Annotated in this window: 16 protein-coding genes and 1 pseudogene; 9 read left to right on the top strand and 8 right to left on the bottom strand. The window is 37.1% G+C overall.

The features are described from left to right. Window positions 1-61 precede the first annotated feature (61 nt). The 5 genes from AB3I27_RS01620 to AB3I27_RS01600 form a co-directional block, all read right to left on the bottom strand. On the bottom strand, window positions 62-877 hold the full coding sequence (locus AB3I27_RS01620; RefSeq protein WP_104760159.1) for a maltodextrose utilization protein MalA: 816 nt from the start codon (window positions 875-877) through the stop codon (window positions 62-64). A gap of 12 nt (window positions 878-889) precedes the next feature. Then, a complete protein-coding gene (locus AB3I27_RS01615; protein ID WP_002290731.1) occupies window positions 890-1741 on the bottom strand; it encodes a sugar ABC transporter permease in 852 nt (283 codons plus the stop codon). A gap of 3 nt (window positions 1742-1744) precedes the next feature. Then, the gene (locus tag AB3I27_RS01610) at window positions 1745-3046 is read right to left on the bottom strand and encodes a carbohydrate ABC transporter permease (protein ID WP_002290728.1); all 1302 of its coding nucleotides are present in this window, start codon (window positions 3044-3046) and stop codon (window positions 1745-1747) included. A gap of 147 nt (window positions 3047-3193) precedes the next feature. Beyond that, window positions 3194-4453 (bottom strand): extracellular solute-binding protein, encoded by a 1260-nt coding sequence (locus AB3I27_RS01605; protein WP_104760160.1) that lies wholly within the window; start codon window positions 4451-4453, stop codon window positions 3194-3196. Between the two features lie 101 nt (window positions 4454-4554). After that, on the bottom strand, window positions 4555-6321 hold the full coding sequence (locus tag AB3I27_RS01600; RefSeq protein WP_002306679.1) for a glycoside hydrolase family 13 protein: 1767 nt from the start codon (window positions 6319-6321) through the stop codon (window positions 4555-4557). Window positions 6322-6728: 407 nt separating this feature from the next. Here AB3I27_RS01600 and AB3I27_RS01595 point away from each other — a divergent pair, with 407 nt between their 5' ends. The 5 genes from AB3I27_RS01595 (at window position 6729) to AB3I27_RS01575 (ending at window position 10386) form a co-directional block, all read left to right on the top strand. Further along, window positions 6729-7577 carry a YitT family protein gene (locus AB3I27_RS01595; protein ID WP_002309208.1) on the top strand — a complete coding sequence of 283 codons (849 nt, stop codon included), beginning with the start codon at window positions 6729-6731 and terminating at the stop codon, window positions 7575-7577. Between the two features lie 103 nt (window positions 7578-7680). Then, a complete protein-coding gene (locus AB3I27_RS01590; protein WP_002306675.1) occupies window positions 7681-8115 on the top strand; it encodes a VOC family protein in 435 nt (144 codons plus the stop codon). Window positions 8116-8291: 176 nt separating this feature from the next. Continuing rightward, window positions 8292-8702 (top strand): organic hydroperoxide resistance protein, encoded by a 411-nt coding sequence (locus AB3I27_RS01585; protein ID WP_002290719.1) that lies wholly within the window; start codon window positions 8292-8294, stop codon window positions 8700-8702. A 56-nt stretch (window positions 8703-8758) separates the two neighbouring features. Next, complete coding sequence (locus tag AB3I27_RS01580) at window positions 8759-9199, top strand: MarR family winged helix-turn-helix transcriptional regulator (protein ID WP_002290718.1); 441 nt, start codon at window positions 8759-8761, stop codon at window positions 9197-9199. A 149-nt stretch (window positions 9200-9348) separates the two neighbouring features. Continuing rightward, window positions 9349-10386: an AI-2E family transporter gene (locus AB3I27_RS01575; RefSeq protein ID WP_002319949.1), complete on the top strand. Its 1038-nt coding sequence runs from the start codon at window positions 9349-9351 to the stop codon at window positions 10384-10386. Window positions 10387-10520: 134 nt separating this feature from the next. Here the strand turns inward: AB3I27_RS01575 and AB3I27_RS01570 are convergent, their stop codons facing one another. After that, the gene (locus AB3I27_RS01570; protein ID WP_104760161.1) at window positions 10521-11714 is read right to left on the bottom strand and encodes an LPXTG cell wall anchor domain-containing protein; all 1194 of its coding nucleotides are present in this window, start codon (window positions 11712-11714) and stop codon (window positions 10521-10523) included. Window positions 11715-11861: 147 nt separating this feature from the next. Between AB3I27_RS01570 and AB3I27_RS01565 the strand changes: the two are divergent. Next, a pseudogene (locus tag AB3I27_RS01565) lies at window positions 11862-13414 on the top strand (helix-turn-helix domain-containing protein). Between the two features lie 68 nt (window positions 13415-13482). Here the strand turns inward: AB3I27_RS01565 and uxuA are convergent. Then, complete coding sequence (gene uxuA, locus AB3I27_RS01560; RefSeq protein ID WP_104760162.1) at window positions 13483-14568, bottom strand: mannonate dehydratase; 1086 nt, start codon at window positions 14566-14568, stop codon at window positions 13483-13485. Continuing rightward, window positions 14568-16205, bottom strand: coding sequence for a mannitol dehydrogenase family protein (locus tag AB3I27_RS01555; protein WP_325907974.1), 1638 nt, complete (start codon window positions 16203-16205; stop codon window positions 14568-14570). Before AB3I27_RS01555 ends, uxuA begins: the two co-directional genes overlap by 1 nt. A 183-nt stretch (window positions 16206-16388) precedes the next feature. Here AB3I27_RS01555 and AB3I27_RS01550 point away from each other — a divergent pair, with 183 nt between their 5' ends. The 3 genes from AB3I27_RS01550 (at window position 16389) to ahpF (ending at window position 19295) form a co-directional block, all read left to right on the top strand. Beyond that, the gene (locus AB3I27_RS01550) at window positions 16389-17048 is read left to right on the top strand and encodes a GntR family transcriptional regulator (protein ID WP_104760164.1); all 660 of its coding nucleotides are present in this window, start codon (window positions 16389-16391) and stop codon (window positions 17046-17048) included. Window positions 17049-17192: 144 nt separating this feature from the next. Continuing rightward, entirely contained in the window at window positions 17193-17756 is a 564-nt protein-coding gene (gene ahpC / locus AB3I27_RS01545; RefSeq protein WP_104760165.1) for an alkyl hydroperoxide reductase subunit C, read from the top strand. A 9-nt stretch (window positions 17757-17765) separates the two neighbouring features. Further along, a complete protein-coding gene (gene ahpF, locus AB3I27_RS01540) occupies window positions 17766-19295 on the top strand; it encodes an alkyl hydroperoxide reductase subunit F (protein ID WP_104760166.1) in 1530 nt (509 codons plus the stop codon). The last annotated feature ends 122 nt before the right edge of the window (window positions 19296-19417 follow it).

The following is a 19417-nucleotide window of genomic DNA, read 5'->3' as shown; positions in this document are numbered from 1 at the left end:
CAAAAACTACTTTATTTTTCATTTTTTTCACATTCATTGTCGCACAAATCACTTAAACTTGTCATTCGACACGCTTATCTTTGAATTTTGTCTTAGCAAAAACCCATAAAAGCAGCAAGACAGTTATCATTGTTTGGACACTTAGCATCAAGATAAAGTCAAAGTGGATAAACCCTACAACTGCTGCTACCATGGATCCTATCCCCATCACATTCAGCATCAAATTTGCACTCTCTTTGAATGTATGAATGGATGAGAGTTGGCTTTTTCTTGTCATCCACAAGAAAAAGGAAGCACCGAATAAAATGAGACTCGTCATGATAAATAGGACAAGACCAAGACTTAAACTATAAGATAAAATGATTGTTGGACGATTACTGGCATAAAATTCTCTTTCTAAAAATCGTTGGAAATCTTCCGGCGTACGTACAGAATCCGGTTGGAAAGATGGACTATAATTCATCGTATAGCGGCGTATACCAGATTTATCCTTTTGTTGGATCACCCATTGTTCCTTCTCAAAATCAATAAAAGTTCCATGATCGGATTGTTGTTTCTCAGATAAAGACACACCTACCAAAATTTCAGGGGTCACAGCTATCGTTTGTTGCGATGATTGTAACCCATTTTCAGATAATTCAAGTTCAGAAAATTTTTTGGTTCCTTGTTCATCGATCAACGAATGAACGGATAGAAATTGTTCTAATGGAATCCCTTGGATCTGATTGGCATAAAAAAGAGTCACAGGCATGACCATCAAGGAAACTAAAAATACAAATATCAAGAAAAATTTGGGCCATGATAATAGTTTGCGTCCCGCAAACACTTGAGTTGGCGTACGTAAAGTGGAAAAATAATTTAACGGAAATGTTTGCATGATCCTCTGCTCCTATCCTTTTGTCCCGCCAGATGTCAGGCCGGTAACAAAGTTCTTTTGTAAAAAGAAGAATAATAGACAAATCGGTAAAGCAATCAAAATTGCTCCAGCAGCAAAGAGGGAGACCCTTTGATTTGTCACGTCAGAAATAAATGTTTGCAGGCCGACAGCAACAGTCTGATTTTCAGGTGTTCGGAGCAGGAACTTCGCTAGCATGAAGTCGCCAAAAGGTCCCATGAATGCCCATAATGCTTGAACGGCGAGCATTGGTTTGACAAGAGGTAATACAATCTGGAAAAAAATCCTGAAATGCCCTGCCCCATCAAGTTTAGCAGATTCATCTAAATCTATTGGTACTGTGTCAAAGTATCCTTTCATCAGCCAAGTATTCATTGGAATCCCACCGCCTATATAAATCATCGTCAAGAACCAATACTTATCTAGTGCCTCTAATAAGAAAGCCATGACATAAAAGGCAGTCAATGCTGCCATAGTCGGTACCATCTGAATCACTAAAAAGAACATCAAACTTGATTTGCGGCCGATAAAACGATAACGGCTATACGTATAACCAGCTAAAGTTACTACAGTTACTTGTACGATCATCGTTAGGACAGAGATGATTAACGTATTTTTATACCACGTCCCGTAAAGTGTTTCACTGAACAGCCGCGTGAAATTCCCTAAAGTCCAGTCGCTTGAAAAATCCAAACTGAAAGCCGCAATGTTTCCTGACTTGAAGGCAGTACTTGCTGTGATCAAAAGTGGATAGATAATAATGACTGATAACAGTAAAAGAAAAAAGTAAGTAAAAAAGTGAGAAAGCCGTTTTTGGAATCGTGCACTCGAATGAAATTTTTTCATTGTTTAATCCCCCATATTGAACGCATTTGTCTTTTTGAACACTAGCAAAGATACGCAGATAACGATGATGGAGATAATCAACGTAATGGCTGAAGCCATAGAATACTGTGGAGAAGTTCCAGTCGTAAGTTTATAAATCCAAGAAATCAGGATATCTGTAGAACCAGCTCCTCCACCCACGCTTCCGGGCCCTCCATTGTTAAATAGGTAGATCATAGAAAAATTATTGAAATTCCCAGTATATTGGGTAATAAACGTTGGTGCCGCAACTAGAAATACAGCTGGCAGTGTGATATTTGAGAAACGTTGCCATGCATTTGCTCCATCGATTTTTGCTGCTTCATACAAATCTTCAGAAATCGACTGTAAAATCCCTGTAACCATTACATAGATATAGGGAAATCCTAACCATCCTTGAACTAAGATGATTGCCACTTTAGTCCAGTTCGGGTCCGTTTTCCAAGAGATTGCACTGATATCTACAAATGGAAGCTGGTTTATGAAAGGAATAACTTGAGTATTGATGGCACCTACGCTATCGTTGAATATATTCGAAAAACTCATGATAGTAATAAACGCTGGGACCGCCCACGGTAATAAGAAAATGATACCGAAAATACGTTTAAATTTAATAAATTTTTGGTGAGCAACAACCGCTGTGAGAATACCAAGGGTGATTTGTAAAGTTGTTGCACATAACGTCCAGATTACGGTCCATGAAAAGACTGCAAAAAAAGTATTGCGATATGAACTCAAGAAGAAGATGCTAAAAAAGTTTTTAGCCCCTACCCAATCAATCAAACTGGCTGGTGGAATATGATTAAAGTCATAATTGGTAAATGCAGTAAATAATGTGACTAAGACTGGGAAAATGATGGTAAAAATCATGAGAAGATACGCGGGAAGTGTCAATAGATAAGGAAAACCTTCATCACCTATATTATGTATGACTTCCTTCATCGTTCGATTGATTTTTTTCCCTTCTTTACGCATCCTTGCTACTCGATAGGCGTCTAGAAGATTCAAAGCGTAAAAAATCAAGAAAATGATTGTAATGATGAATTGCAAAGTGCCTTCAATCAAAATAAATAATGAATGATCTTCCATTGGTATACTTCCCAAAGTAACCAATCCTATCAATGCATGAAATCCGCCCAAGAACATCTGACCAATGAATAGGACGAATATTGCGAAAAAAACGATACCTTTAAAAGTTTGGCCATTTACAAACTGCCCCATCCCCGGAATAAGTGAACAAAGCGTGATTTTTTTTTCGTTGATCTGGCTTGTTTTATCTTGCTGCATCTGAATGCCCCCTCTAAACTTGCTAAACCGCAAACTACTTTTAAGATAATGGCAACAAGAACAAGATAATTTTCCATCTCGCTCTTGCCACCTCTATCTGAAGCACCTGTTCCATTTTTTTATAAAAATGGACGGTTATCATTTTAATCAGTATTTTTGTTCTATGGCTTCACTGATTGTTTTCACTGCTTCATCTGCGGATTCTTTTGGTGTTTTTGAACCTGATGCTGCATCGAACATCAAGTTTTCTGCACCTGTCCAAACTTCACCCATTTCTGGGATGTTTGGCATTGCTTGAGCTGTTTCATATTGTTCGATCACAGCTGTTGTTAATTCATCGTTTTTAGCCTTGGCTGTTTCCCGAGCTTGTTGATTTGCAGGGATTTCATTTACCATTTCAAAGAATTTCTCTTGATTCTCCTGATTCGTTACATAATCGAGCCATTTTTGAGAGAGATCTTTATTTTTAGCATAATTGCTGACTACCCATCCTTTTCCTCCGCCAAATGGTTGATAAGGCTGTCCATTGTTTAGAGTAGGAATTTTTGCAACACCATAATTGATATTGTTTTCTTTGTATGTTTGCGCTTGCCATGGGCCGTCAATAATTGCTGCAGTTTTGTTGGACATGAATTGCTGGCTGGCGAAGTCTCCTGCACTTTTTATGTCTTGCATTCCCTTAGGCCAAACATTTTGGAACCAATCTGTTGCATAAGAAATTCCTTCTACAGCACCTGCATTATTCAAACCGATATCAGAAGGATCTGTACCATCATCACCGAATACATAGCCACCGTAACCTGCAATCAAACCATAGGAATAATAAAAGTCAGTCCATTTAGCTAAAAATCCTGTATTTTTTCCTGCTTCTGACTCAAAAGCAAAACGACTGTCTTTGGATAGATTTTCCAAATCTTTAAACGTCGCTGGTGCTGTATCGACTAAATCTTTGTTATAGTACAAAACAAGGGTCTCGATTACTGCAGGTTCTCCATAGATTTTTCCATCATAAGTCACTTGGGCTTTGTCTGTTTCATCGTAAGCTGATTCATTTCCCAGTTTTACTTCCGCCAGATGTCCTTGCTGTCCTAACGCACCGATCCGGTCATATGCTGCCATCATAACGTCAGGTCCCTTTCCAGCAGGCCCATCTAACGCTAATGATTCTAACTGATCGAACATGTCCTTTTCTACCAGCTTGATCTTCACATCGTTTTCTTTTTCGAATGTATCTTTTATTTCGTTTATATAATCTTTATATCCAGAATCAACGGAGACTGTTAACGTTTTCCCTTCTTCCGCTTCCCCTTCTGCTGAAGAATTACCATTGCCACAAGCCGCTAATCCGCCTAAGATTCCTAAAGAGACTAACCCTAAACCTAACTTTTTCGCGTTTCTTTTTTTCATCTTCATTTCCTCCTGTGTATTCAACGTGCTGTTACACCACTATTATAATGGGCACAAATCTTTATTTGCAAACGCTTTCTTGCTGTTACCGGTAACAGTTTTCAACACATAATCAAAAATCCGTATTGCTGTATCTCTGCTTTCCCATCTTCTAATAACTGACAATTTTGACTAAGAATAACCTCATTTTCCTGTTCTACTATCCAAGGTTCTGCTGACTGATTGAAGTAAATATGGATAATCTGCCCCTCTAGTTCACGTACAAAATAGAGCTTATCTTCACGATCATTTACTATTAACCATTGGGTAGCCCCTTCAGAAAGAATCTTAGACAACTGTTTCCTAAGAGAAACGAGTTCTTTTATAAAACCAAACAGTTCTAGATCTTGTTTTTCTTTTTCCCAGACCATACATTTTCGACAATCCGGGTCTTCTCCACCAGTCATCCCTACTTCTGTCCCATAATAGATACATGGAGATCCTTTTTGAAGAAACATAAAAGTCATCACAGATTTCATCAATTCCTTGTTCCCATTACAAAGAGTTAAGATCCTTGCAGTATCATGAGAATCTAATAAGTTAAATGTCCCTTCGTTCACCTGATCTCTGTAAAGCATTTGCTGATGATTCATTCCACTGACCATTTGCGAAGCTGTAATTTTCTTTTTTGCAAAATAATCTTTAATTGAATCTGTAAATGCGTAATTCATTACTGCGTGGAATTCATCCCCTTGCAGCCAGGCCTGTGAGGAATGCCAGATCTCTCCCAGGATATAGATATCAGGTTTGATGACTGTAACTTCTTCTCTAAATTTTTTCCAAAAATGATGATCCACTTCATTAGCAACATCTAGTCGCCATCCATCAATATCGAATTCTTTTATCCAATAGGTGGCAATATCTAATAAATATTTTTGAACCTCTGGATTTGCTGTATTTAGTTTGGGCATGAATGGAGTAAATGCAAAAGTATCATATGGGATATTTTCAGCAGTTTCTGGCACATCAGTCATCTGATAGGAATCTACTGGGAAAAAGCGGATATGGAACCAGTCTTTATAGATTGATTTTTCTCCGTTTTCGAGTACATCTTGCCATTGGGGCGAATGGATTCCCATATGATTGAATACAGCATCAAACATGATACGTATCCCTCTTTTATGTGCTTCATCAATTAAATTTTTTAAAAGTTTTTTATCTCCAAACGCGGGATCGACTTCATAATAGTCGATCGTGTCGTACTTGTGATTGGATGTAGCTTTAAATATGGGACAAAAGTATATTCCGTTGATACCCAGGTCTGTCAAATAATCCAGATGATCCATCACACCTTGTAAATCCCCGCCAAAGAAATCTTCACGATCTGGATCTTTGCTTCCCCAAGCCAAAGTATGATCGGGATCATTTGCTTTATCCCCATTTGCAAATCTTTCAGGAAAAATTTGATACCATACTGTTTCTTTCACCCATTCTGGTACAACGAAGCGATCAATTTGATGGAAATAAGGCATTCGAAAATAAAAATTTGGTTCAGCAATCACATTTTTTCGATAAGGAAAAACACCTTGATCACCATAGAAACAATCCGTGCTGTCTTCTCCAATAACATGGAACGCATATTGTAATCGTCTTGTTTCACTTGTCAATTCAACTTCCCAATAATCATGAACATTTGTACTTAAACACTTTTTCATTGGTCGTTCTTTTTGATACCATTTTTCAGTTGTTATGGTATACGGATCTCCGCTTAACACATATACTTTTTTGATATCATTCTTCCGAGTACGAAGCCGGATACGGAATTTTGTATTCGTATATAGAAATGCATATTCACTTTCCGGTCGATGATAAATTGCAGCTGTGTCCATTGATTTCCTCCTTGCGATTTAATATTACGTCCTCACTATAAGTGATAGAGATAGAAAAGACAACGCTTTCAAAAATGTTATCGGTAACAGTTTTTTTGGCACTTTTCTATTACTTTTTAAGCGAATTCAACAAATAGATTCAAAAACTTTTAAAAGTTTTTGAATCTATTTTATACCTATTTCGAGTTCTATAATTATCTTAGTTTATCTGTTTCTCTGCTCTCTATATTCGATCCTCCTAATCGAAAAAGTTTTTTAAGAGTTTTTGCTTGATCGAGTGATTTCAGATAAGATGAGTTTCCTAAATTAGCCAAGCCTAATTTTTTTCTTAAACGAAGTTAACTTATAGTGAAAAATAAGTTATAATAAGATAAGAATACTATTAATCAACTAAAGGAAGTGGATAAATGAAAGAAACAAGACAATTTATATGGACATATGCCAAAATTATTTTTGCCCTCTTTATATTAGGAGTCGCTATAAATATGTTTTTAGGGCCTCATCATATCGCTGCTGGTGGTGTCAGCGGACTAGGAATATTACTGGAAGCTGCTTTCGGTTTTGACCGTGCTATAGTCATTTTAGTATTGAATATCGCTATGTTAGTGCTAGCTCTTCTGTTTTTAGGTAAAAAACCTTTTTTCAAAGTGCTTTTTGGAAGCTTAGTTTTTCCTTTGATCATCGCGGTAGTACCAGAGATGATGATTACTTCAGATCGGTTGTTATCTGTCATTTTTGGAAGTGCGATTTTTGCTTTAGGAGTGGCCATCTTATATAAAAATAACTCTTCCAGTGGTGGCACGACGATCCCTCCCCTCATTTTTAAAAAATATTTCCACTTGAACACTTCGATCGGCCTGTTTCTTACAGATGCTTTCGTCGTTTCTCTCAATCTGTTTGTTTTTGGAATAGAAGAATTTCTTTACGCTATCTTATCTATTGCAATCACTTCAATCGTCATGACCTATATCGAAACAGGGATCAATCGGAAGAAATCCGTCATGGTTATGAGCGAACATTCTTTGGAAGACATTCGCCTTCGCTTAAGTGCTGAAATCGGACGCGGGCTTACCTTGCTGGAGGCAAAAGGCGGCTATAACCGAAAGTCAAAAGAAGTGTTGTTGATCGTTGTGACCGATCATGAATTCTCTCGAATGAAACCTCTGATAGAAGAAATTGATCCAAGCGCCTTTGTCATTGTCAACAGCGTAGCAGAAGTAATGGGACGCGGATTTACTTATCATCCAATCGAATGAGTTGGTAAGTAATCAACCCTATTATTTTGAATGCGTTTTCTTTAACTGGTATAATAATAGAAGAAGTAAGTAAATGTTCGATTGAAAAAGAGAGGAGAATTTTATGCATAAAGGAACAGAAATCGATTTTGTATTAAATGACAGTTTGAAAGCTCTAAAACTTTATCAAACGATCTTTGATGAAATAGAACTGATTGAGGCAACAGAGTATCCTAGAGGCAATAATGAAGTCATTTTTTCCTTGTATGGCACGCGGTTCCATATGCTGGATGACAATCCGCCCCTTGGCCTGACTGCCCCTACTGCTGAACATCCAAATACGATCTGGTTCAATATCATCGTCTCTGACATTAAGGACACACATAATAAAGCATTACGAAATGGCTGTGTAGAGATCCAAGAAATGACAGAAATGATGGACTTTGGTGTGACCAATTCGATGTTCAGGGATCCTTTTGGTTATTTATGGATGCTTCATCAGGTTCATCGTGAAGTAAGTTTTGAAGAAAGAAAACAACTTTTTGAAAAATATATGTAAAGTTTATGATGGGATTAGTTCTTGTCACTGATATTTTTTTGTAAATATTCTTATTAGAGGAAGCAAGTTTGTTCCATGTGCTTTCTCTTTTTTCTTGAATAATCAATTTCTTTGCTTTTTATAATTAAATTGTGTACAATCTAATTGCATCAAATATAATAAAAGGTGGTAATCTTATGAAAAAAATGTATTCTACAAAAATGATCAACACAGGCGGACGTTCTGGAGAAGTCCATAATCCTGATCACACATTCGAATTAAATATTGCAGCTCCTGGTAAACGTGTTGAAAACGCAACAAATCCTGAACAATTGTTTGCAGCTGGTTTCAGTGCCTGTTTCAACAGTGCATTGGAGTTGATTAAACAACAAAAAAATATTTCTGGCGCTTCTACTGTCAGCGCACAAGTTTCTCTTTATTCCGAAAGTGAAATGAGCTTTGTCTTAGGCGTAGAGATTGAAGGATCTATCGAAGGCCTTTCTCTAGAAGAAACCCAAGAATTATTAGAAGCTGCACATAAAGTGTGCCCTTATTCAAAAGCGACAGCTGGAAATATCGAAGTTACTCTGAAAGCTGTTAGTGAATAGACTTTTTTGTGTAAATCCGCTATGATACACTATAGTGAAACAGCGGAGGTGGAAAAATGGAAGATCTATATTTAGCTAATCAAGTATGTTTTCCTTTATATGCCGCCTCTAAGGAGATCATCAGGCACTACACTCCCCTTCTCAAACCGCTGGATCTTACCTATACCCAGTATCTTGTGATGCTAGTTTTATGGGAAAAGAAAAAGACTACAGTGAAAGAGCTAGGAAATGATTTGTGTCTGGATTCTGGTACGCTAACCCCCTTACTGAAGAAGTTAGCAGAAAAAAATTATATCAAGCGTCAGCGTGAAACGGATGACGAAAGAATCGTAAATGTTACGCTCACTTCTCAAGGAGTTGCGTTGCAAAAACAAGCAGAAGGTATTCCACAAAAGATCAAGTCTTATCTTCCGCTTGAACAGGAAGAATTGGATACACTGCAACATCTGACCCGAAAAATGCTAGATAATTTTCATCAAGACCAGAAAAAGGGCTGAAACTGCTAGATGAACGATTTTATGAGGAAAACCAACTCATAAGATAACGTCATTTAGCGGTTTTTCTTTTTGCTCTTTCCCTTTCTTATTTTCGTATTCCATCATATAATGAATAACGTGTTTATTTTTGTTATTTGGAGGTTGTCAAATTGTCCGTTTATCAGCGTTTTTTGGCGAATGAAAAAATACGCCGCCTCACTGTTTTATTATCTGTCATTTTTGTACTTTTCTTAGTAAGAAGTATGATTACAACCATTTTACTCACATTTATCTTTACTTACTTGATGATCCACCTTGTTCAAATCATTCAGCGATTTGTCCGAATCCCTACAGGTATTTTAGCCATCATGATTTATACATTGATCGTTTATCTTATCTATCTGGCATTCACAAAGTATATCCCGATGCTTATTCATCAAACATTCGATATGATCCAATCTGTTATTGATTTTTACGAGCATCAACCAAAAGATGCAGATCCAGTTTTACAATACATCCACAATTATATCGAGCGGAACGATTTCTTTGAACAGCTTCAAAATGGCGCGTCAATTGCGCTTGGCTATTTACAAGATATAGGAAAACTGGCAGTGGCGTTCGCTATGTCGTTCATCTTAAGTTTCTTTTTTATGATTGAAAAGCAAAAAACGATTTTTTTCTCACGGTTATTTCTAAAAAGTGAGTTTTCTTGGTTCTTTCAAGATCTATATTATTTCGCCGATAAGTTTGTCAATACATTTGGTTTAGTATTAGAAGCTCAATTTATTATTGCTCTTTTAAACACCCTGCTCACAACTATTGCCTTGGCCGCATTTGGCTTTCACCAACTGCTGAGCTTAGCAATTATGATATTCATTCTAAGTCTGATCCCAGTAGCAGGCGTTATTATTTCTTGTATTCCTCTATCTTTCATTGCTTATTCACAAGGAGGAATCAGAGATGTTGTTTATATCCTGATGACGATTTTGGTTGTGCATCTGATCGAATCTTATGTACTGAACCCAAAATTAATGTCTAGCAAAACAGACTTGCCGATTTTTTATACATTCGTGGTCTTGCTTGTTAGTGAACGATTCTTTGGCGTTTGGGGATTGATTGTCGGCATCCCGATTTTCACCTTCTTTTTAGATGTGCTGAAAGTGAAAAAGATTCCGAATCATTCACCAAGAGAAACAGATCTCCTTTAAATTAAAAATGAAGAAAGATAAAAATTAGAACGACCCTAAATATCAGATTTAGAATCTGTTATTCAGGGTCGTTTTATTAATATTACTTTTTCGTTTGTAAAAATGTGTTCTCCGACATTCTTCAAATGTCAGTGTCATCTATTTTGTTTAAATCTTTTTACAGAAAACATCATTGTTATGCCTAATAGAATGATTCCGCTCCACAGTATGACTTTATTTTGTGCTTCTCCAGATTTTGGCAGCTGTTTATTTTTCGTATCAGGACTAGCAAGGATTGTATCTTTGCTACTTTTTAAAGTCTCAGCTGGGTGAGGGTTATCAAATCGTTGTGTTTGTGTATTCTGCTTCTCTTTATTTATTTGTTGAATGGTTGTATCTATTTTTTGACTCTCTTTCTTTTCATCCTTTTGGGTGCTTATCTCTTTTGCCGTTATATTTGTTTCAGGTGTTTTTTCTGGCATTTCTGGGGACACATCTGGCTTTTCTTCAGGAACCCTATTTGGTGGTTCTGGAGTCACATCTGGTTTCTCTGGATTCTCGGTTTCGTTATCTGTGCCTGGTATTGTTTCCGGTATTGTTTCGTTTCCAGAGTCTGTATCTGGTTCTGGAGTCACATCTGGTTTCTCTGGATTCTCGGTTTCATTATCTGTGCCTGGTTTTTCTTCGGGAGTTGTTTCAGGTTTTGATTCATTGTCTGGCTCCGGCTTCATTTCTGTATCAGGCTCTTCACCAGATTCTATTTCCGGTTGCTGTTCTCCGTCTGGATTTTCTGTAGGCGGTATATCAGGCTTGTTTTCATTTTCTGGTTTATCCGTTGGTTCCCCAACAAGATCTCCTCCTCCTGAGTCGATTGCTGAATCTTGCTCAACTGTCTGCCGTTGACTATACGGCGTCAAATAATGAAGATCGTTCGGTAAGCCATCTGCTACTTTGACAGTAAACAGTGCTGGTTTTAGCAAGTCCTGATTTAATGTGACGGTGAAAGTAAATGTTGCTTGCTTGTGTTGGATAGACAAAGTATTCTCGTCGTAACTGATCAATAAAGCAGGGTCAACATTCTCAAATGTAACAGCTGATTGTCGTATCGGTGCTAAGTCTCCCGAATAATCAACTGTTGCTTTGATGGTCGCTGTTTGTCCTTTTTTCAATTTTGTGACACCTGAATTGAAGGAAGAAAATTCATCTTGGAAAGTAATTCGATTAACATTGGCCCATTTGGTTTCTGCCCAATTTGCTGTTCCTATCTCCTCTGTATGCACTGTCTGATTTATAGTAAGCGATAAGCTTAAGGCTGTAAATGTTGAGATTAAGATGGTTGGATATCTCATAACTCTCTCACTCCTTGATTTTTTTGTATGCAAGAAATAAGATAGTAGAGATTGTGCCTATATGTTTACTGTATTTTTGTCTAGTTTCATGAAAAAAACAGTAATATTTTCGAGTTTTAACAATTTAACTAAAAAGGAGCGCCCTTCATGCAAACCCAAGAAGCGATAAAAACGTATCTTTTGAAGAAAAAAAGCAATACAAAATTAGATATTTTTCTTTTCCTGTCTGAACATCGTTTCTTTATTACTACACAATATTTAGCAGATCATTTCCATATGTCTGAATCAAATTTTCTATTATACATCAAAGAATTAGAACAAGATTTTGAGCGTCTAAATCTAACAGAATTGCATATTGATAAACAAAAACCTTTTTTGAAGTTGAATTTTGAAGGAATTGATCCGGCTTATTGCTACTATCGTCTATTTGGAAGGTACTGCAACGAATCGGTCAGTTATGAGATCTTGACTTCTTTGTTCAGTTGTCAGACAAATTCGATTATCAGTTTAAGTCAGCAAACGAACTATAGTGCCTCTTATCTGTATACGAAAATGAAAAAAATCAATGCATTTTTAGCATTGTATGGTTGTCTGTCTCCTTTTCTAATAATGGAAGAAAGTCCTTTTCTGGAAAAGAAGTACAAATCCAATATGCAGCATTAGATATTTATTGGAATATCTTTTCAAGTACTGCTACAGATTTTTATGATGAAGAACCACAGGTAGTTGCTTTTATGATGAATACTTTTTTTAAAAAAGAGGTACTTGACCGACTGAATAGCGGTATGATGGATAAATTATATTTGCTGTTGAAAATATGTAAAGAGAATTTTCCGGCTACTTCTGTGAAAGGTGTGCAAAGAGAGTTTGAGGAGTATGAATATATTGACTTTTTTATTGATCCCTCTGTCGATATTTTGCGTCCCAATCTGCCAATTTGTCGCGAACAACGCATCCTAGTGAATATTTTAGCTCGGCTCTCTATCACGAAAATCGAATCAGAAAAAACAAGTTTGGAGCAATACGAACTTTTAAGAAAAGCAAATGTTCCTCATGTTCTTTATTCAAGAAAAATGGTGGAATCCTTTTGTACTGTATTTGATTTGCTTATGCCTGAAAAAGAAAAGATTCTTTACTCGTTGGCGTTCGCACGAAATAAACTTTATAATGGATTTCTTAACTTCAATCAACCAAATACGCCCCTTCCTACTTTTATGCTTTATCAAGAGCATAACGTATTGAAAGAAATCCAAACAGCTATCGAACGATTTTACATGGATTTCAGAGAACAAAATCAACATATGCTGCCAGATATTTTAGAAAAAGAAAATGTGCTATGGATGGTCGAAGATCTAGTACATTTATATGATCGTTACAAAAAACAACCGCTGATCGTGATTGGTGTGAACTATACGCGTGATTTTTATATCAGTAAAGATTTGATTGTTAAGATAGAACAAATTTTTTCAAATGAATCGATCAAAATACAAAACGATTTTATGGAGAACTGTAACATCGTTATCAGTGACTGCCCTTTGAAACATTTGCCTTCCCACATCAAAAAAATATATATTTTAAAGGGAATCATCACACCAGAAGATTGGAAAAAAGTGATTATGAGGATTTCAGAATATATTTTTGAATTAAAAGAAGAGGCTCTTATGAACCAATCGGAAAAAGAAAATCAAGATAACCTCTAGTTCCTAGACCAAAGAAGTGACATAAATTTGAATATCTTTTTCGTTTACATAATAAAATTATAAATTATTTACTGGTTTTCTTTACGTTCGTTTCCTTTTTCAATTGCTTCCCATAATCCATTTAGATATACCGCACCTAATGCTCGATCATATAAGCCATATCCTGGTCTTCCTGTCTCATTCCAAATCATTCTGCCATGATCAGGGCGGATGTATCCGTCAAATCCGTTGTCATACATTGTTTTTAGTATACGGTACATGTCTAATGAACCGTATTCTGATTTATGCGGTGCCTCATAGAAATCTCGATTATCTAAAAACTTGATATTTCGAACGTGAGCAAATGGGATCCGGTCTCTTTGGCAAAATTCTGCTAAAATTTCATACACATCATTTTCTGGATCTTCTGCAATACTTCCTGTACAAAGAGTGATTCCGTTAGAAGGACTGTCTACTACTCGGCACAACCAATCTAGGTCTTCTCGATTCTTTACGATTCGAGGTAATCCAAAAATCGAGTACGGCGGGTCATCTGGGTGTACAGCCATTTTGACCCCTACCTCTTCACATGTCGGGATGATTGATTGAAGAAAATAAGCAAAATTTTCTCGAAGTTTTTCTTCGTCTACTGATGCATACGCTTCAAGCAAAGATTTGATATGAGCTAAGCGTTCAGGTTCCCACCCCGGCAACTCGAATTCATTGCTGGACTGTTCGATGCGTTCGACGATTTCTTTTGGATCAGCTGGAATATCAGCGGATATAAAAGCTAACGTAGATGAGCCATCTTCTAAGCGGTAATCAAGATCAGATTTGACCCAATCAAATACAGGCATAAAATTATAGCAGATGACTTCTATTCCATATTCTGCCAAGTTTCGAATCGTCTGCTTATAGTTTTCGATATACTGCTCACGGGATGGTAAACCATTTTTAATGGCATCATGCACATTGACGCTTTCGATAACCTTTAGTGTCAATCCACGAGACTCAATTTCTTCTTTTAATTCTTTGATCCGTTCCCTAGGCCACACTTCTCCTACTGGTATATCCATCAATGTGCCTACAATACCTTTGACTGCAGGTATTTGTCTGATTTCATCTAAAGCAATCTTTTCCTCTTGTGAACCGTACCATCTAAAAGTCATTTCCATTATAAAGTTCCTCCATGTTCTTGTAAGTAATTCTGTAATGTTTTTCGTACGGCATTGGGTCCTGCCAACATTTTGATGAACATTCCTTCTATTTTTCTGCCAATCTCAGCTTGATAAAGATCTACACCAAAAATTTCTTTATTTGACAAAATAGGAACAATTTTCTCTTGGATATGTGAGGTATCTTGCGTACCCAATTGAATATCAGAAAGCCTGTGCTGAAGTTCCACCAGCAAAGGATCTGGACTCGGTGTGAATGGTTTTCCTTGATCATCAAGGCCAATAAGGTATCGAAGCCAAGCAGCGAGAATCAATGGGATGAACACAAGAGTCTGCGGGTCCTTATTTTCTATTTCCATATATTTTTTAATCGTCTCACCGTAACGAATCGCCACCTTTTGAGAGGTATCCGTGGCGATTCGCTGAGGCATGTCAGGAATATTTGGATTAGAAAATCGCACAGTGACTACTTCTTCAAGAAAGGTCTTTGGATCAATGATTCCAGGCGATTCTACGACTGGAAGACCTTCATTGTACCCGATTTCAGAAACTAACAGTGACAAATCTGGATCTTTCATCTCTTCAGCTATACTCCTATAACCCAGTAAACAACCCATAATAGCTAAAGCCGTATGCAAAGGATTAAGACAAGTCGTCACTTTCATCGTATCTGCTTTATCTACCGTTGCACGATCAGTCAAGAACACTCCAGCTTTTTCGAATCTCGGACGTCCGTTTGGAAAATGATCTTCCATGATTAAATAATGGATATCTTCTGTATTAACGAATGGCGCAATATTGGTTCCCTTTGCGGTTTGCAAGATCGACATATTTAAAAACCCTTCTTCTGCCAACATTCTGCTAACTGATACGGAAGGATTCGGAGTGATACGATCAATCATTGTCCATGGAAATGCAACGATTTCTTCATTCGATAAGTATTGGATAAATGTTTCTGGTACATAACCTTCCTTTTGCCATTCTTTTGCAATCGCTAGCAACGAAGTACGTAATTGATTGCCGTTTTGTGAAAAATTATCTGTAGAGACAAGTGCAATCGGCCAAGCTCCCCATAAAAACCGTCTATAAAGTAGTGCAGCAAGAATACTCATCGTATGTGATGGCTTTTTAGGACCATTTTTTATATCAACTGCAATCGGTCCTATATATTTATTACTTGTATCTTTCAATCGATAACCTTTTTCAGTAATAGCAAAAGTAACTAATTGTAAACTCGGATTTTCAAAGTGACCAATCATCTTAGCAAAGTGTTCCGAACAATCTGGATGACAATACAGACTGTCAGCTGTCGCAGCTAATACACGTTTGACAAATTTTCCACTGCTTGGCATGACCACTTCAAGAATCAAATCATCAAAAACTCGGTAAGCCTTTTCAATTATTTCTTCATCGAATGTTTCACAAACAATGACACCAGTGGGCAATTCGCCTTGATCCGCTAAACATTGAGCGATTTCTGCATGAAATCCTCGATAAAGATTTCCGCCACCAAAATGGATCCAGACAGGATTTCTTTGTCCAGTTTCTCTTAATGATGCACGGTCAAAATGAGGTATTTCTACTTCTTTTTGAGATAATTCAGGAATAAAGTTCTCCCAGTTGTTTAAATCAATCATTTTTCCCCTCCTAAACTAACATATCAGTTTTTGTCTTCAAATGAATTTTATGCAATAAAAACCGCTATGTCAATCAAAATTTTACTATTTGTACAAATCTACGAGTTAAAGTGACATATCAGATTGTTTTTCAGATCTCTTCTGTTATACTACGTTCATAGAAATGATTTTGGAGGTATAAAAATGAAAAGTAGCTTGCAATCTCAAGCTTACCAAGCGATTCGTAAACAAATCATCTATGCGGACCTAGAACCTGGAAGAAAAATATCTGAAAAAGCGCTGGAGGAACATCTTTCTATCGGCCGGACCCCCATTCGCGAAGCATTGATTCAACTACGTCAGCAAGAACTCGTGTACACAGTTCCTCAAAGTGGTACGTATGTTTCAAGAATCAATCTCTATTCTGCAGAAAATGCTCGATTTGTTCGAGAACAATTAGAACAGCAAATCATGATTGAATGCTGTTCCAAATTGGACCATCAAACACGAATAGTGTTAGAAACGATTTTAAAAGAACAAGAAAAAGCAGCCCAAATAAAGGATGAACGTGCGTTTTTTCGTGCAGATAATTTATTTCATGAAGCTTGTTTCGAAATTGCCGGCAGAAAAGAAGTTTGGAACTGGTTAGATGACCACAATACCCATTTAGAACGTTTTCGTTGGTTAAGAGTGACCATACAAGGGCTTCCATGGGAAACGATCATGGAACAACATGAAGATTTATTCAGAGCATTAGTCGATAAAAAACCAGAAGAAGCTCGTTTTCAAACGGGATTGTACTTGCACATGATGCTGAAAGAACAAGAAACTGTCACTCAACGTTATCCTGAGTATTTCAAGTAGTTGTATTTTCTTATGCCTCTTCCATTTTATAATTAACCAGCGTTTTTGAGTAATCTTTATTAAATAACAAAATATTCATTGACTTTCTAACTCCAACTAAATTACAATCATTATAAATAAATAATTATTATTGGAGGTTTTACTATGTCATTGATTGGGAAAAAAATCGAAGAATTTAACGCTCAAGCTTATCATCAAGGAGAATTTTTAGAAATTAGCGAGAAAGACCTTATGGGGAATTGGAGCATCCTATGTTTCTACCCAGCAGATTTCACTTTTGTTTGCCCCACTGAACTAGAAGACTTACAAGAACAATATAGCACCTTGAAATCTTTGGGTGTTGAAGTCTTTTCTTGCTCTACAGATACCCATTTTACTCACAAAGCATGGCATGATACATCAGATGCTATCGGTAAAATCGAATACACGATGATTGGCGATCCTTCGCATCGGATTTCTCGTATTTTTGATGTGTTGGATGAAGAACAAGGATTAGCTCAACGAGGAACATTTATTATTGATCCAGACGGCATCGTTCAAGCTATGGAAATCAATGCAGATGGAATGGGTCGTGATGCTAGTGCACTGATTGATAAGATACGGGTTGCCCAATATGTACGTACCCACCCAGGTGAAGTTTGTCCGGCAAAATGGAAAGAAAGTGGCGAAACATTGAAACCAAGTTTTGATCTTGTTGGAAAAATTTAGGTGGTCAACATGTTAGATAAAGAAACTAAACAAAACCTCGAACAATATTTAGCACTGATTGAATCTCCTATTGTTTTTTCTGTTAGTTTGGATACTAGTGAAAATAGTCAAAAATTAGCAGAATTTACGAAGGAAATATCAGAAATGTCTCCTAAAATCTCTTGGGAAAAAAAAGAGTTGATGTGGACACCTAGTTTTTCTATCAGCCCTCTTGGCAAAGAAAGTGGAATTATTTTTGCTGGTATCCCCCTCGGTCATGAATTTGCTTCTTTTTTACTAGCACTGTTACAAATTAGTGGACGGGCACCAAAAATCAGTGAGTCTTTGAGTCTCAAAATCAAACAAATCAAACAAAAGCTGCATTTTGACAGTTATGTCAGCTTGACTTGTCACAATTGCCCCGACGTTGTACAGGCATTGAATATATTAGCTGTATTAAATCCAAATATTACTCATACGATGATTGAAGGCGGTATGTTCCAAAAAGAAATTGATGATAAACAAATCATGGCAGTGCCAACAGTGTTTTTAAATGGTGAAGAATTTAGTAGCGGACGCATGACGATCGAACAAATCGTTGAAAAAATCACTGGTCCTTTGGTTGAAGAAGAATTATTTGAAAAAAAACCTTATGATGTATTAGTGGTCGGTGGCGGACCAGCAGCTAGTAGTGCAGCTATCTATGCAGCACGTAAAGGTATCCGCACAGGGATTGTTGCTGACTCCTTCGGTGGACAAGTCGTTGAAACACTGGGAATTGAAAACATGATTGGTACCCCTTACACAGAAGGGCCAAAATTAATGCAGCAAGTAGAAAATCATGTGCGCAGTTACCCTATCGATATTATGATCAATCAAGAGGCTGTTTCCTTAAATAAAGAGCAAGATTTTATCAATATCGGCTTGGCTAACGGTATATCACTTCAAGCAAAAACTGCAATTATTGCGACAGGTGCGCACTGGCGTTCTATCAATGTACCGGGCGAAAAAGAGTTTAAAAATAAAGGAATTGCTTATTGTCCACACTGTGACGGTCCTCTATTTAAAGGAAAAGAGATTGCTGTTATCGGCGGTGGTAATTCTGGTGTTGAAGCAGCAATTGATTTGGCTGGGTTAGCAAAACATGTATATGTTCTAGAATTCTTACCAGAATTAAAAGCAGATCAAATCTTACAGGATAAACTAGTCTCTCTTGCGAATGTCACTGTTATCAAACATGCAGCGACGAAAGAAATCATCGGTACGAATCAGGTAGAATCTCTCTCCTATATCGATCGCCGTACGATGGAGATGCATACGCTAGCTGTTTCAGGAGTATTCATTCTAGTCGGCTTACTCCCTAATACGGATTGGCTAGATGGAACGATCGAAATGAACCCAAGAAATGAAATAGTGACCGAGAAAAATGGTGCAACGAATATCCCCGGCGTTTTCGCAGCTGGTGATTGTACAGATAGTCCATACAAACAAATCATCGTTTCAATGGGTTCAGGAGCTACGGCAGCTTTAGGAGCATTCGATTATCTGATGCGCACTTGAACTATAAAGATTGTACAAAAGACAGATAGAGGTTGTGAGCCTGCCGTTCAGCTCCGAGTCACAAGGAACAATTTCAATAAACAGTTTCTCATGTTTGTTGAATATTGTGACTTGTGGCTGAG

This window comes from Enterococcus sp. C46 (genome assembly GCF_040887565.1).
Lineage (GTDB): Bacteria > Bacillota > Bacilli > Lactobacillales > Enterococcaceae > Enterococcus_B > Enterococcus_B lactis.
Note: the sequence above shows the minus strand (reverse complement) of the source record. Positions and strands in the feature narration are given on the sequence as shown.